This is a genomic window from Nonomuraea sp. B1E8, assembly GCF_039871515.1.
In the GTDB taxonomy this organism is placed as follows: domain Bacteria; phylum Actinomycetota; class Actinomycetes; order Streptosporangiales; family Streptosporangiaceae; genus Nonomuraea.
Genome location: NZ_JBDPLS010000003.1, coordinates 284,526 through 298,145 on the forward strand (window position 1 = coordinate 284,526; position 13,620 = coordinate 298,145).

Consider the following 13,620-nt stretch of genomic DNA (forward strand, 5'->3'; position numbering starts at 1 on the left):
GGCCCTCAAGGAGTGGCACGGTGGGCCAGCGGCTCGCCTCGCACGTAGCGGGCCACGTCCGCGGCCACGATCGAGGCCGCCTTCATCGCCGTCTCCTTGCTGGCCCCGGCCAGGTGCGGGGTCATCACCAGGTTCGGCGCGGTGAGCAGGCGCGAGCCCGGCGGGATCGGCTCCTCGGGGAAGACGTCCATGGCGGCGCCGAACAGGTGCCCGGACTCCAGCGCGTCGCACAGCGCGTCGTAGTCGAGCAGCGCGCCGCGCGCGCAGTTGACCAGGACCGATCCCCGCGGCATCGCGGCGATCTCGGCCGCGCCGATCATGCCGGTGGTCTCGGGGGTGGCGCGGGCGTGCAGGGAGACGAAACGGGAACGTTCGAGCAGCTCGGGCAGCTTCACCTTGCCGGGCACGTCGACGTACGGGTCGTGGACCAGGACCTCCGCGCCGAAACCCGCCAGCATGCGGGCCACGCGGCTGCCGATGGCGCCGTACCCGATCAGGCCGGCCGTGCCGCCCTCCAGTTCGGGGCCCACGCTGTCGTAGGTGTAGTAGTCGCCCCGCCACACGCCGCCGGCCAGGTCGGCGTGCGTCTGCGGGATCCTGCGGGTGGCGGCGAGCAACATGGCGAGCGTGTGCTCGGCGGTGGCCACGGCGTTGCGGCCCGGCGCGTACGTCACGGCCACGCCCGCCCGCGCGGCCGCCTCCAGATTGGCGTTCACAGGACCGCCCCTGCTCACGCAGAACAGCCGCAGATCGGGCGAGGCGTCGAGGACGCGCTTGGTCAGCGGGGCCATCTGGGTCACGCACACCTCGACGCCGCTCAGCGCCTCGATCAGCGCGTCCTCCACGTCGGAGGCCTCGTCGACCTCGCCCACCCGGCCGAACGGCTCCACCGGCCACGGCAACGTCAGCTCGCGGACGTCCACCTCGCCGGGGACCTCCCGTCTGAGCGCGTCGATGAGCAGGCGGTTCTGGACGAAGTGGTCGCCTGCGGCAAGGACTCGGATGGTCAACGAACGGCTCCAATCGGGGAGTTGTACTGCAGCAGCGCCGGCCGTCCCGCGTTCAGCCGCAGCTCGGTCAGCGCGCAGTTGTCCAGACGGGGGAACAGCCGCCGGTATTCGCCGAGCGGCACCCCGATGAGGTGGCACAGGGCGAGCCTGAGAGCGGTGGTGTGCGCGACCACCAGCACGCGCCCGCCGTGGTGCGCGGCGGCGATGTCGTGCAGCGCGGCGACGAAACGCTCGGCGGCCCGCCGCGGGTCCTCGCCTCCCGGCAGCGGGTGCGCCGCGGGGTCGGCCTCGAACGCGGCGCGGGCCTCGGGGAAGCGGGCCGCCATCTCCGCCGACGTCAGGCCCTCGCCCTGGCCGAAGTCCACCTCGCGCAGCCTGGCGTCCACGCGCGTCGCCACCTTCGCCGCCGCGGCGCTCGCCTCGGCGGTGATGCGGGCCCGGCTCAGCGTCGAGGCCCACACGCCCTCAAGCCCCGCGGTCGCGGCCCATCCGGCGAGCCGGGCGGCCTGCTCGTGGCCGCGCGGGGTCAGCTCGATGTCGGTGAGCCCGGCGTAGCGGTTCTCGGCGTGCCAGACGGTCTCGCCGTGGCGAACGAGCACGAGGTCGGTCATCGGGCGGTCCTTTCGCGGGCGTGTCGTGCGGCGGCCTCGCCGAGCCAGCCGCGGCGTTCCAGCTCGGAGACGAAACGCAGGTACGGCTCGCGCAGGTCGGCCCCTGACGGCTCGACCACGGCCCGTGTCCTGATCATCCCGGCGTGCCCTCCGTCCAGTTCGCCCGTGGCGCTGCCGGCCGCGAGCACGGCCATGCCGAGCGCGGGTTCGGCGTTCTCCCGCAACGTCACCGGGCGGCCGAGGACGTCCGCCCTGAGCCGGGTCCAGTACGCGCTCCTGGTGGCGCCGCCGGTCAGGATGATCTCGCCGTCCACAGGGGCGCCGAGCAGGTCGAGGTAGTCGAAGGAGAGCCGTTCGACGAAGGCCGCGCCGAGCAGGATCGCCGCGTAGCGGTCGACGTCGTCGGCCGGGTCGCCGAGCGTGAACGACTCCGCGTCGGGCGCGGCGAAGGGGAACCGTTCCCCCCGGGAGACCAGCGGGTACGTGATCGCCCCCGGCCGTGCGCCGCCGGACGGTCCCGGACGTGCGCCGAACCGGGCGGCGGCCTGGGCGCTGAGCGCGTCGAGGTCGCGCCCGGGGAGGTCGCGGGTCAGCACGCCCGCTCCCGTGCTCGACGCCCCGCCGGGCAGCCACGAGCCGTCCGGCGCACGGTGCGAGTAGACGACGCCGAGCGGGTCGTGGATCAGCTCCTCCGTCACGCCCTTCAGCACCAGGGTGGTGCCCAGCACGGAGTTCCAGCTGCCGGCCCGCTGCGCCCCCGCCCCGAGCTGGGCCGCGCAGCCGTCGGTGGTCCCGGCGACCACCGGCGTGCCGGCGGGGATGCCGGTCTGCCCGGCGGCCTCGGGGCACACCACGCCCAGCCGGGCGCCCGGCCGTACGACCTCGGGGAGGATCTCCGCGGGCACCCCCAGCGCGTCGAGCACCTCGGCGGGCCAGCGCTCTGCGATCAGGTCGACGCCGGTCTTGAGCGCGTTGCTCAGGTCGGTGGCCACGTCGTGGCCGGTCAACCGCCGGTTGACGAAGTCGCTCTGGTGCGCCGGCCGGGCCCCGCGCGGCGCGTCGCGCAACAACCACAGCAGCTTCGGCAGCGCCCAGTTGGGCTGCATGCGCCGGTAGCCGAGCCGCTCCCACACGTGCCCGCCCACCTCGTTGACCCGCGCGACCTCGCCCGCCGCCCGCCGGTCGTCGTACATCAGCGCGGGCGTCAGCGCCCCGCCGCGGGCGTCGGCGAGCAGGATCGTTCCGGAGGTGGCGTCCACCGCCACTCCCGCCACCCGCTCCGGAGGCACGTCACGCAGCGCCTCTCGGGTGGCGCCGGCCAGCGCCCGCCACCACTCCTCGGGGTCCTGCTCGTGGCGGGGACCGTCACGGTGGCTGGTCAGCGGGCGCGCGGCGGCGCCGAGCACGTCGCCGCCGCCGGTGACGGCCATCGCCCGGACGCTCTGCGTCCCGAGGTCGACGCCGATCCACACACTCATGTACGGCCCCTCAGGTCGGCGGGCAGCGGCCTCATGCCGATCCCTACGCTCATGGGCGGTTCCTCATGTCGGCGAGCAGCGGCCACGTGCCGGCGCTGGAGCCCCGGAGGCTCAGGAAGTCGTCGAAGAGCCGGGCATAGCGGTCCCGGCGCCCGGGGTCGGGCTCGACGGCGTCGCGCAGGCGTACGTGCTGGGCCGCCGCGGCGGCGACGGACGGCGCGGCGCCCGTGGCGGCCAGCCCCACCAGGTACGCGCCCCGCGCGCCCACCTCGGCGTCGGCCGTGCGGCGTACGGGCAGCCCCGTGACGTCGGCGATCATCGCGAGCCAGGTGGCGCTGGCCGAGCCGCCCCCGCTCGCGCGCAGCTCCGTCGGCGCGGCGCCGGTGGCGGCCAGGCAGTCGCGGATGACCATCGTGAGCCCTTCCAGCGCGGCCCTGGCGACGTGCTCGCGGCCGTGCTCGAACGACATGCCGTGCAGCGCGCCCCTGGCCAGGGGGTCGGAGAAAGGCGCCCGCTCGCCGGCGGGCGACAGGTAGGGCAGGAACGTCAGGCCGCCCGCGCCCGGCGGGCTCTGCCGGGCCAGCTCGCCCAGCTCGGCCGGGCCGTCCAGGCCCAGCAGGCGGCACGTCCACTGCACGACCTCCGTGCCGGCGAACGTGGGGAAGGCTCGCAGATAGCCGCCGGGCAGCGCGATCGTGATGCCGATCGGGTCGCCGTCCAGGTCGGGGGCGCCGACGACGACCTCGGTGCACAGCGTGGTGCCGAGGATGCCGCACGCCTGCCCTGGCGCCACCGCGCCCGCGCCCAGGGCCGTCGAGGCGATGTCGTAGGGGGCCATCACGACCGGCGTGCCGGCGGGCAGGCCGAGCGTCGCGGCGGCGTCCGTCGTCAGCTCGGCGACCGGGCAGGAACGGATCCCGGGCAGCAGCCGTGCGGCCCATTTCATGCCGAACATGCCGAGCAGCTCGTCCGAGTAGGCCCGCGCCCGCAGGTCCATGAACGGCGCGGACGCGTCGGACTCGTCGGCCACCGGCTCCCCGGTCATCCGGGAGAAGATCCAGCCTCCGCAGGTCAGGTTGGCGTGTGACCGGTCGATCCGGCCGGGGTCGTTCGCGCGCAGCCAGGTCAGGATGGCGTGCGGCAGCCCGGACGCGGCCGAGGAGCCGTTCAGGCGGAAGGCCTCCGCCGCGAGCCCCGAACGGGTCCAGGCGTCGACCGTGGCGGCGGCCCTGGCGTCGTTCCAGAGGATCGCCGGCCCGGTCGGCCGGCCGCCGGAGTCGACCAGCCAGCAGCCGTCGCCCTGCGCCGTCACCGCCACGAAGTCGATCTCGCCCGCACCCGGGCCACCCGGACCGGCACCCGGCTCGCGCATCCGGGCCGCGACCTCGCGGACCGTGTCGGCGACCGCGGCCCAGACGGCGTCCATGTCCTGCTCGGCGTGGCCGGGCGCGGGCCTGGCGACCGTGGTCTCCCGCCGGGCGACGTACGACTCCGTCCCAGAGGAGTCGTAGCCGACCGCCTTGATGACCGTGGTCCCCGCGTCCACGCAGATGATCGCCATCAGGCCCTGCCGTGTGAGGTCCTCGACCGGCGTGACACCGAGTCGACGACCACCGCCAGCAGCAGCACGACCCCGGTGACCACGAACCGGATCGAGGAGTCCAGGTTGAGCAGCGTCAGCCCGCTGGAGATGGACTGGATCACGATGACGCCGAGCAGCGCGCCGAACGCCGTGCCGCGCCCGCCGAACAGGCTCGTCCCGCCGATCACGGCCGCCGCGATGGCGTTGAGGTTGACGTCGCCGCCGCCGCTGCTCTGGTTGGCCGCCGCGAGCCTGGCCGCGGCCAGGATGCCGCCGACCGCGGCGAACGTCGAACAGAGCACGAACACAGAGGTGTAGATCGCCCGGACGTTGATGCCCGCGCGGCGCGCGGCCTCGACGTTGCCGCCGACGGCGTACACGGCCCGGCCCCACTTCGTCCGCGACAGCAGGTAGTGCATGATCAGCACCAGCGCCACGAAGAAGACGAACATCCAGCCGACGCCGCGCGTCTGGCCGAGGTACCAGACCACGAACGCCAGCACCACGAGCAGCGCGACGCTCCTGGTGGCCAGCGCGGTGACGCTTCTCGCCGACAGCCCGGCCCTGCGCCGCTGCTGGGCGTGGAGGAACCCGCTGGCGAACAACCACACGGCCGCGATCACCGCGAACGTGTACGACAGCCAGGCCGGCACGAAGTCGAGCTGGGCGAAGTTCACCAGGCCCGAGTCGAACGGCAGGTTGATCGACCCCTTGGCGCCCAGCACGTACAGCTGCAGGCCCAGGAAGCCGAGCAGGCCGGCCAGCGTGATCACGAAGCTCGGCACCCCGAACCGGTTGAACAGCTGCCCGTACAACCAGCCGATGACCGCGCCCAGGAGCACAGAGGCGGCGATCGCGAGCCAGACCGGCAGCCCCTCGCTCACGAACAACACCGCGAGCACGGCGCCGGACAGCCCGCTGACCGACCCGACGGACAGGTCGATCTGCCCGACCAGCAGCACGCACACGACCCCGAGCGCGATGATGCCGACGGCGGCGGACTCCAGCGTGAGGTTCACCAGGTTCGCGCTGGACAGGAAGATCGGGTTGAGGACCTGCAGCACCGTCCAGATGACCACGAGCCCGACCACGACCGGGATGACGCCCAGGTCGCCGCCGCGAGCGCGCTCGATCACGTCGGTGACCGCGCCGCTCAGCCCGGCGCGCTCCCGCAGGCGCTCGTCCTGCCGGTCCGTGGTGAGGGTCATGACGGCACTCCTTTGTCCGCTCTCCTGGAGACCGCGTTGTCGGTGGCGCCGGTGATGGCGGCGATGATGTCCTCGGTGGAGACGTCGGCCACGCCGAAGACGCCGTTGTTGCGGCCGAGCCGCAGCACCACCACGGTGTCGGCGACGGCTTTCACGTCCGCCATGTTGTGGCTGATCATGATGACGCCCAGGCCGTTCTCGCGCAGCCGCTCGACGAGGTTGAGCACCTCGGCCGTCTGCGCCACGCCCAGCGCGGCCGTGGGCTCGTCGAGGATGATCACTTTGGGGTCGCCGAGCAGCGACCTGGCGATGGCCACGGTCTGCCGCTGGCCGCCGGACAGGGCCGCGACCGGCACCCGCACGCTCGGGATCTTGGCGGAGAGCTGGCGCAGCAGCTCCCACGAGCGGGTCTCCATGGCCACGTCGTCCAGCCGCAGCGGGCGGAGCTCCTGGCCGAGGAACAGGTTCTGGATCACGTTGAGGTTCTCGCAGAGCGCCAGGTCCTGGAAGACGGTGGCGATGCCGAGCTTGTGCGCGGCGGCCGGTGTGGGGATCTCGACGTCGCGGCCCTCGAAGGTGACCCTGCCCGAGTCGGGCGCGTGCACGCCCGCGAGGATCTTGACCAGGGTCGACTTGCCCGCGCCGTTGTCACCGACGATCGCGACGACCTCGCCGGCGGCGACGTCGAGCTCGATGTCGGTGAGCGCGGCCACGGCGCCGAAGGTCTTGTTGATCCCGCGCAGCGACAGGACGGTCATCGGTGCTCTCCTACTTGATGCCGAGCTCGTCGCAGCCCTTGGCGTACGCGCCCGTGCAGATGTCGGCGGCCTTCATGATGCCGCTGTCGAAGAGCACTTCCTTGATGTTGTCCTTGGTGACCACCGTGGGGACGAACAGCTCGGACGGCGTGTCGTAGAGCGTGGTCTTGCCTGCCGGCTTCTCGCCCTGCATGAAGCCCCAGGCCACGTTCGCCGCGGCCTCGGCCACGATCTTGATGGGTTTGGAGATGGTGTTGTACTGGTCGCCCGCGATGATGCGCTGGGCGGCGGCGGGCTCGGCGTCGTTGCCGGTGACCGGCGGCACCTCCACGCCCGCCGCCTTGAACGCGGCGATGGAGCCGCCGCCGGTGCCGTCGTTGGCCGCGACCACGCCGGCGATCTGGCCCTTGAACTGCGTGATCTGGCCGCTCACCCAGGTCTGCGCCTTCTCGGGCTGCCAGTCGGGCGTGTCGTACTCGGCCAGCAGCTTGAAGCCGCTCGGGTCGACGGCGCTGTGGATGCCCTTCTTGATCAGGCCGGCCGCGGCGTCCGTGGGGGAGCCGTTGACCTGGAGGATGCCGCCCTCGGCCTTCTCCTCCTTGAGGTGGTCGACCAGTGACTGGGCGATCATCGAGCCGATCTTCTCGTTGTCGAACGAGATGTAGTAGTCGGCCGGCGTGGCCGGGATCGGCCGGTCGTACGCGATGATCGGCACCTGCTGCGACTGGGCCGACTTGACGATGGTGGCCGCGGCCGCGGAGTCGACCGGGTCGATCACGATCGCCTTGACGCCCTGGGCGAGCGCGGAGTTGGCCTGTTGCTGCTGCTTGGCCGCGTCGGAGTCGGCGTTCTGGTAGATGACCTGGCAGCTCGGGCAGAGCTGCTTCATCTTGGCCTCGAACAGCGGCTTGTCCTGCAGCTCGTAACGGGTCGAGGCGAGGTCGGGCATGAGGAAGGCGACCTTGGCGTTCTGGGCGTCGCCGCCGGCATCCCCGCCGGTCGAGCCGGAGTCTGAGCCGCACGCGGCCAGCACCGAGCTTGCGAGCACTGCCGCCACGGCGAACGCGCTGGTCCGCATCTGAGCTCTGTTCACGGGTTCGTTCCTCACTCGCTACGTCCTCGCGGACGGATCCAAACGCTCGCTGCCCCCGAGACATGGACATAGCCCCTCACAAGGGGTCACATCCTGTGGTGCGGCTCACGTTAGCGTGCGTTCAGAAACTTTGTCCAGCAAAGATGTTCAGAGCTGGCGGGCGGCGGCCACAATCCCCTCGGCCGTCGGCGCATCCGTGACGAGCTGGTTGAAGTAGCCGCCCCGGGCGCCGGCGATGATCGAGAGCACCTTCTCCGCGCCGGCGGCGACGGCGATCGTGGCCGGGATGCGGCGCAACTCCTCCAGCCGCGTGGCGACCAGGCGCTCGCTGCCCGGGTAGGTCAGCGGGGTGCCCTCCCGGTCGTAGACGCGCATGCAGACGTCGCCCACGGCCTGGCGCAGGGCCTCGGCGTCGCGCGGCATGAAGGCGGGCGTCATCTGCCGCATCAGCGGCGCCGAGCCGACGCCCACGAGGGCGCACTTGGCGTGCGCCCACAGGTCCATCACCCGGCGTACGGACGGCTCGTGCTGGAGCGAGTAGAACAGCTCGGGGCCGGGCAGGGCGGGCGCGTAGAGGTAGGCGGGCACGCCGCCGACGCGTTCGGCCAGGATGCGGGTGGTCTCGTTGGTCTGGAACCAGGGCTGGGGCTCCTCCTGGCCGCCCACGGCGGGCGCGATCGTGACGCCCGGATAGTGCCCGAGCCCCTCGCGGGCGCACTCGTAGACCGTGGTGCCCGACGAGACGAGCACGACGTCGCCCGACTCCAGCCCCACCCCGGCCAGCGCGCGCGCCACGCCGGGGGCCAGCCACGGGCCCAGCGCGGGGCCGCTGACCTTGGGCACGATGAAGACCTGCCCCAGGCCGAGCGCCCGCGCCACCTCGGCGGCCAGCGGGCCGTCCTCCATCGAGGTGGGCCGGTGCACCTTGATCTCCACGATGCCCTGCTTGCGGGCCTCGGTGAGCAGCCGGCTGACGGTCGCCCTGCTGACGCCCAGCCGTTTGGCGATGTCGCCCTGGGTGGCGTCCTCCATGTAGTACTGCTGCGCCGCCGCGTACATCAGCTCATGGGGGAATCGGGTCTGCGCCTCGGGTGCGACGTCGGCGGCATTCATGCGCGCGCTCCTGAATGAGGTCTATGAACACTTGTGCAGAACTGATGCGCACATGACTATACCTACTGGGCCCGAGCACGATCGTGATGCCGGCGACCCGGCTGCGGGTCCGTGCGCGGCTCAGGCGGGCGCTTCCGGCGCCGATGCGCAGGTCAGGGCTTCATCTCGCTACGACGTCCGTACGGCCGGGCGCCGTGGCGGGCCCTAGCGTGGAGGGGCGGGGCGCTCGCCTGAGCCCCGGGGGATGAGCCGGACCGGCAGTTCGATGTGCTCCGGCGGGCCCACATCGCCGCGCAGGCGGCGGAACAGCAGCTCGGCCGCCACCCGCCCCATCCACGACGGGTCCTGAGCCACCACCGTCACCCCGGGCTGCAGCAGGTCGGCCAGCTCGAAGTCGTCGAACCCGACCAGCGCCAGCCCTCGCCCCGCGAGGGCGCGCAGCACGGTCACGGTGTAGCGGCCGTTGCCGGCGAACACCGCCGTCGGGGGATCGTCGAGGGCCAGCATGCGGGCCAGGTCGGCGCGTACCGACTCCAGCGACGGCGGCCGCATCGACACCAGCCGCTCGTCGTAGAGGCCGCCGAGGGCCGCACGGTAACCCTGGAGGCGCTGGGCCGCCGTGAAGATGGCCGGGTCGTCGCCGAGGAAGGCGATCCGTCCGTGGCCGTGGCCCAGGAGGTGGCGGACCGCCTGCCCGGCCCCGCTCACGTTGTCGGCGAGCACGGTGTCGACGTCGAGCCCCGCGCCCGGCGGCCGGTCGGCGAACACCACGGGCGTCCCGGCCTCCAGCTCGCTGCGCAGGTACGTGTGGTCCTCGCCGGCGGGCACCACGATCAGTCCGTCGACCCGGCGCGCGCAGAACGTCTCGACCAGCTCGCGTTCCCTGCCTGGCTGCTCGCCCGACGACCCGCTCAGCAGCAGGCAGCCGTGGTCGATGACGACCTCTTCCACGGCCCTGCTCAGGCCGGAGTAGAACGGGTCCGCGACGTCCTCGATGACCAGGCCGATCGTCGCGGTCCTGCCTCTGCGCAACACCCTCGCGCTCTCGTTGCGGCTGTAGCCCAGCCGGTCGATGGCCGCCCGCACCCGCTCGGCCGTGGCGGGGTGCACGCCGGGCTCGCCGTTCACGACGCGCGAGACGGTCTTGAGCGCCACGCCTGCCGCCGAGGCGACGTCCTTCATCGTCGGTCTCACGCCAGGATCATGTCTCACCGACGAGGTGTCCGACAACGTTGTCAAGCGGTTATGCCAGAGTGGTCGCCTATGTCGTTGCGATCTGTGGCGCTCGTCGCGGGATTCGTGCTGGCCGCGCTCAACCTCCGTCCGGCCATCGCGGGGATCTCGCCGCTCCTCGACGAGATCATGGACGACGTCGGGCTCTCGCCGGCGGGTGGCGGCGCGATCACCACGGTCATGGTGGTCTGCCTGGGCGTTTTCGGGCTGGCGGTGCCGCTGCTCGCCCGGCGCATCGGGCTCGACCGCACGCTCCTCGCCGGCCTGCTCGTCATCGCGGCGGGCGTCTCGCTGCGCGGTCTCGACGGCGCGGCCCTGCTCTACCTCGGCTCGGCCCTGGCGGCCACCGCGATCGCCGTCATGAACGTCGCCATGCCCGGCGTCGTCAAGCAGCACTTCCCCTCCCGGATCAACCTCATGACCGGCGTCTACGTCTCCTCCGTCGTGGCCGGCGCGGCCACCGCCTCGGCGCTGGTGATCCCGCTCGAACACGGCACAGGGTACGGCTGGCGCGGCGTCTCGGCGCTGCTGGCGGTGCCCGCGCTGCTCGCGGCCCTGCTCTGGCTTCCGCAGGCGCGGCGCGGGCGCGCAGGGGGACAGGAGGGTCCCCGGCCGATCGGCATGGTGCTGCGCAGCCCCGTGACGTGGTACGTCACGGCCCTGATGGGGCTGCAGTCGCTGACCTTCTACGTCATGCTGGCCTGGCTGCCGACGATCTTCATCGAGGCCGGCGTGCCCTCCGACCAGGCCGGCTACCTGCTCAGCCTCACGAACCTGGTCCAGGTGGGCACCTCGCTCGCCGTTCCCGTGCTGGCCGGGCGGCGGAAGTCGCAGGCGCCGTACGCGGTGGGCGCGGGCGTGCTGACCGTGCTCGGGTATCTGGGGATGTTGCTGGCCCCGACGGCCCTGCCGTGGGTGTGGATGATCGTGCTCGGCGTCGGCCAGGGCGCCTCGTTCGTGCTGGCGCTGCTGATCATCGCGTTGCGGCCGGCGAACCCGGCCGGGGTGACCGCGCTGTCGGCGGTGGCCCAGTCGGTCGGATACGGCGTCGCGGCGCTCGGACCGATGTTGTTCGGGCTGCTCAGGGAGATTTCCGGCGGATGGTCGGTGCCGCTGATGGCCGGGATGGGCGTGCTCGTGGTGCAGATCGTGGCGGGGTGGTACGCCGGACGCCCTGCTACGTTGAGGTAAGGCTTACCTACAGATGTGCGGGGGTTCGCGGTGCTGACCGAGGTGCTTCAGCGGGTCACCGACGCGCGTGGCGGGATCCTCGGCGTGGAGCCCGGCCTCGTCATCGAGCCCGACGAGACCTGGACGCCCGCCGCCGAGCTGGTGCGGGAGCCGTACACCCTGCTCGCCGAACTGGCCGACGAGACGGCCGCGCGCTGGAACGCCCCGCGGCACGTCGGCGCGGCGCTGTTCTGGAAGACCTACGGCTACTGGCACACCCTGCCGATGGTGCTCGGCTGGGCGCTGGACGGGAAGGTGCCGCTCATGCGGCTGCCGGACACCTACTTCAAGGTGTCCGCCGCCGGGGTGACCCTCGCGGCCACGCGCGTGAGCTGGGGCTCGGGCGCGGGCGCGATCGGCGAGGCGCTGGCCGAGTCCCAAGCGCCGCTGGTCAGGGCCCTCGGCTCCCTGGCCAAGGTGGGCGAGCGCACGTTGTGGGGGTCCACCGCCGAGGCCGTCGCCCATCCGCTGACCTCGATCGTCGAGGGCGACTACATGCGGTTGCTGAAGGAGATCGGCCCGCCGGTCGACGGGCTCATCGAGCCCGCCGACGACGGCTATTTCCGCAGGACCTGCTGTCTGTGGATCACCCTGCCCGGCGTGGAGCCCTGCGGAAGCTGCTGCGTGCTCAAGCCACAGAGCCGACCGCCGGCCCGACCTGCTCGTCCAACGGCCTGAGCTCGTCGGCGTAGCTCACCGAGACGCGGCGCATGACGCCGCTCGACCCGATCGAGTACTGGCCGAGCCGCCACAGCGGCGGCGAGTAGGCGTGGATGGAGACGCTGTGGTCGACCGCGCCGGTGAGCCGGTGGATGTGGTCGGGCCCGAACGAGAACGACCGGCCCTCCGTCACCACGGTCTCCAGGTGCTCGCCGCCGATGCGCGGGTTGCACTCCAGCAGCGCCCCCCGCACCACGTGGACCGCCCCCGAGGAGATGTCGTGGTCGTGCCAGCCCGTGTCGTCCTCGGGACGCCAGCACAGCAGCCAGACGTCCACGTACGCGTCGCGGTGCAGCGAGGCGTAGTGCCGGCCGCCGCCGGCGGGGAAGTCGACCTGGTCGTGCCACTCCTCCGGGCGGGCGGCCAGGTCGTTCACCAGGTCGCGGAGCTCGCGCCGGTCGAGAGTGCGCTCCGGGAGCCGGGCGCAGGTGCCCCCGTCCTGGATCTGGTCGGTGCTCACGTACGAGTCTCCTTTCTGCTGAGTAGGCGACGGGGGTTGACGACCCCGATGGCGTGCGCGGCCGCGGCGCCGAGTCCGGGGTCGGGGGCGGTGGCATAGGGCGCGTCGGAACCGTTGACGACGACGTCGATGCCGAGCTCGCGGACGATCGCGTCGATCGCGCGCGGGCCGTAGGAGGAGGTCTCCACGAAGAAGCCGGGGTCGACCAGGCCGCGCCCGCCGCCGCCCCTGGCGATGAGGCGCTCGGAGTGCAGCGGCGCCAGCCCGGCGAGGAGGGCGAAGCAGACGCGCAGCCTCGGGTGCCGGGGCCTGACGACGGCGTGGAAATGGTGCCAGGCGGCGTACATCTGCTGCACGTACGGCACCAGCGCGGGCCACCACGGAGGTGCGCCCTCGGAAGGGACGGCCGGCCCGGGGTGCACGAACAGTGGCAGGTCCAGGCCGGTCAGCACCTCCAGCAGCCGGTCGTCGGGCGCGGCCGTCGCGGGCATCTGGAGCCCGGCGAAACCCCTGGCGAGGTCTTCGGCCAGCCGGTCGGGGTCGGCGTCGCTGTGGCAGGTGGCCGCCCACGCGCTGAAGGGCTCGCCCAGCGCCAGGGCGCCGTCGTGGTAGGCGTCGATCAGCGGCCAGGACTCCTCGGGCGGCAGGAACTCGATGCCGAGCGGGCTCGACAGCGACACCAGCGCCAGTTCGAGGCCGGTGGTGTCGCGGTGCTCGTGGTCGGCGGGGTCGACGTCGTAGGGCGGCTCGCCGTCGAGGAGCAGCGTCCAGCCGTCGAGGCGGGGCGGGGAGGTGCGAGCGCGCAGGGCGTCGACGAACGCACGGGTCCACAGGTGCTGGTGCACGTCGATGCTCACGGGTCACTCCTTCCCCTATTTCCTACTCACAATACATGCAAAGCCCCTGCGCAGCGGAATCCGTCACGTGAAGCGGTTCAGTGATACGGTTCAGTGAACCGCTTCACCTGACGCTTGTCAACAGCCGCCACCGCCCGCCGCGGGCGGTCACGAGGATCGGGTCCCGCCGCTCGACACGCGGCGCGCAAGGATGGATGCTGAAGAAGCATGTCCTCACCGCCGGAAGACGGGAGCCGACATGCCCGCGCCCTGGAATCGGCTTCTGTC

13 protein-coding genes are annotated in these 13,620 nt (G+C 72.6%); 2 read left to right on the plus strand and 11 right to left on the minus strand.

Going from position 1 to position 13,620, the window contains the following annotated elements:
* Window positions 1-5: 5 nt before the first annotated feature.
* From ABGA98_RS13480 to ABGA98_RS13520, 9 genes are all read right to left on the minus strand, one after another.
* Window positions 6-1,010, minus strand: coding sequence for a 2-hydroxyacid dehydrogenase (locus ABGA98_RS13480; RefSeq protein ID WP_347618578.1), 1,005 nt, complete (start codon window positions 1,008-1,010; stop codon window positions 6-8).
* Window positions 1,007-1,621, minus strand: a complete 615-nt coding sequence (locus ABGA98_RS13485) for a histidine phosphatase family protein (protein ID WP_347618579.1) — start codon at window positions 1,619-1,621, stop codon at window positions 1,007-1,009. The genes ABGA98_RS13480 and ABGA98_RS13485 overlap by 4 nt, the downstream gene beginning before the upstream one ends.
* Window positions 1,618-3,099, minus strand: coding sequence for an FGGY family carbohydrate kinase (locus ABGA98_RS13490; RefSeq protein ID WP_347618580.1), 1,482 nt, complete (start codon window positions 3,097-3,099; stop codon window positions 1,618-1,620). The genes ABGA98_RS13485 and ABGA98_RS13490 overlap by 4 nt, the downstream gene beginning before the upstream one ends.
* A gap of 49 nt (window positions 3,100-3,148) precedes the next feature.
* Entirely contained in the window at window positions 3,149-4,660 is a 1,512-nt protein-coding gene (locus ABGA98_RS13495) for an FGGY-family carbohydrate kinase (protein WP_347618581.1), read from the minus strand.
* Entirely contained in the window at window positions 4,660-5,889 is a 1,230-nt protein-coding gene (locus ABGA98_RS13500; protein ID WP_347618582.1) for a sugar ABC transporter permease, read from the minus strand. Before ABGA98_RS13500 ends, ABGA98_RS13495 begins: the two co-directional genes overlap by 1 nt.
* Window positions 5,886-6,647: an ATP-binding cassette domain-containing protein gene (locus ABGA98_RS13505; RefSeq protein ID WP_347618583.1), complete on the minus strand. Its 762-nt coding sequence runs from the start codon at window positions 6,645-6,647 to the stop codon at window positions 5,886-5,888. The genes ABGA98_RS13500 and ABGA98_RS13505 overlap by 4 nt, the downstream gene beginning before the upstream one ends.
* Window positions 6,648-6,657: 10 nt before the next feature.
* On the minus strand, window positions 6,658-7,740 hold the full coding sequence (locus ABGA98_RS13510; protein ID WP_347618584.1) for a sugar ABC transporter substrate-binding protein: 1,083 nt from the start codon (window positions 7,738-7,740) through the stop codon (window positions 6,658-6,660).
* 147 nt (window positions 7,741-7,887) lie between these two features.
* Entirely contained in the window at window positions 7,888-8,853 is a 966-nt protein-coding gene (locus ABGA98_RS13515; protein WP_347618585.1) for a sugar-binding domain-containing protein, read from the minus strand.
* 204 nt (window positions 8,854-9,057) lie between these two features.
* On the minus strand, window positions 9,058-10,035 hold the full coding sequence (locus ABGA98_RS13520) for a LacI family DNA-binding transcriptional regulator (protein ID WP_347618865.1): 978 nt from the start codon (window positions 10,033-10,035) through the stop codon (window positions 9,058-9,060).
* An 81-nt stretch (window positions 10,036-10,116) separates the two neighbouring features.
* Here ABGA98_RS13520 and ABGA98_RS13525 point away from each other — a divergent pair, with 81 nt between their 5' ends.
* Both ABGA98_RS13525 and ABGA98_RS13530 read left to right on the plus strand, forming a co-directional pair.
* The gene (locus ABGA98_RS13525) at window positions 10,117-11,277 is read left to right on the plus strand and encodes an MFS transporter (protein ID WP_347618586.1); all 1,161 of its coding nucleotides are present in this window, start codon (window positions 10,117-10,119) and stop codon (window positions 11,275-11,277) included.
* Between the two features lie 15 nt (window positions 11,278-11,292).
* On the plus strand, window positions 11,293-11,994 hold the full coding sequence (locus tag ABGA98_RS13530; RefSeq protein ID WP_347618587.1) for a (2Fe-2S)-binding protein: 702 nt from the start codon (window positions 11,293-11,295) through the stop codon (window positions 11,992-11,994).
* On the opposite strand, the gene ABGA98_RS13535 is transcribed toward ABGA98_RS13530, so the two are convergent.
* Both ABGA98_RS13535 and ABGA98_RS13540 read right to left on the minus strand, forming a co-directional pair.
* Window positions 11,945-12,496, minus strand: coding sequence for a cysteine dioxygenase family protein (locus tag ABGA98_RS13535; protein ID WP_347618588.1), 552 nt, complete (start codon window positions 12,494-12,496; stop codon window positions 11,945-11,947). The two genes, ABGA98_RS13530 and ABGA98_RS13535, sit on opposite strands and share 50 nt — an antisense overlap.
* On the minus strand, window positions 12,493-13,353 hold the full coding sequence (locus tag ABGA98_RS13540) for an amidohydrolase (protein WP_347618589.1): 861 nt from the start codon (window positions 13,351-13,353) through the stop codon (window positions 12,493-12,495). The genes ABGA98_RS13535 and ABGA98_RS13540 overlap by 4 nt, the downstream gene beginning before the upstream one ends.
* Between the last annotated feature and the right edge of the window lie 267 nt (window positions 13,354-13,620).

Excerpts from the sequence above, each read along its gene's own strand:
- ABGA98_RS13485 (WP_347618579.1), bottom strand. The coding sequence starts at position 1,621 with ATGACCGACCTCGTGCTCGTTCGCCACGGCGAGACCGTCTGGCACGCC.
- ABGA98_RS13490 (WP_347618580.1), bottom strand. The coding sequence starts at position 3,099 with ATGAGTGTGTGGATCGGCGTCGACCTCGGGACGCAGAGCGTCCGGGCG.
- ABGA98_RS13495 (WP_347618581.1), bottom strand. The coding sequence starts at position 4,660 with ATGGCGATCATCTGCGTGGACGCGGGGACCACGGTCATCAAGGCGGTC.
- ABGA98_RS13500 (WP_347618582.1), bottom strand. The coding sequence starts at position 5,889 with ATGACCCTCACCACGGACCGGCAGGACGAGCGCCTGCGGGAGCGCGCC.
- ABGA98_RS13505 (WP_347618583.1), bottom strand. The coding sequence starts at position 6,647 with ATGACCGTCCTGTCGCTGCGCGGGATCAACAAGACCTTCGGCGCCGTG.
- ABGA98_RS13515 (WP_347618585.1), bottom strand. The coding sequence starts at position 8,853 with ATGAATGCCGCCGACGTCGCACCCGAGGCGCAGACCCGATTCCCCCAT.
- ABGA98_RS13520 (WP_347618865.1), bottom strand. The coding sequence starts at position 10,035 with ATGAAGGACGTCGCCTCGGCGGCAGGCGTGGCGCTCAAGACCGTCTCG.
- ABGA98_RS13525 (WP_347618586.1), top strand. The coding sequence starts at position 10,117 with ATGTCGTTGCGATCTGTGGCGCTCGTCGCGGGATTCGTGCTGGCCGCG.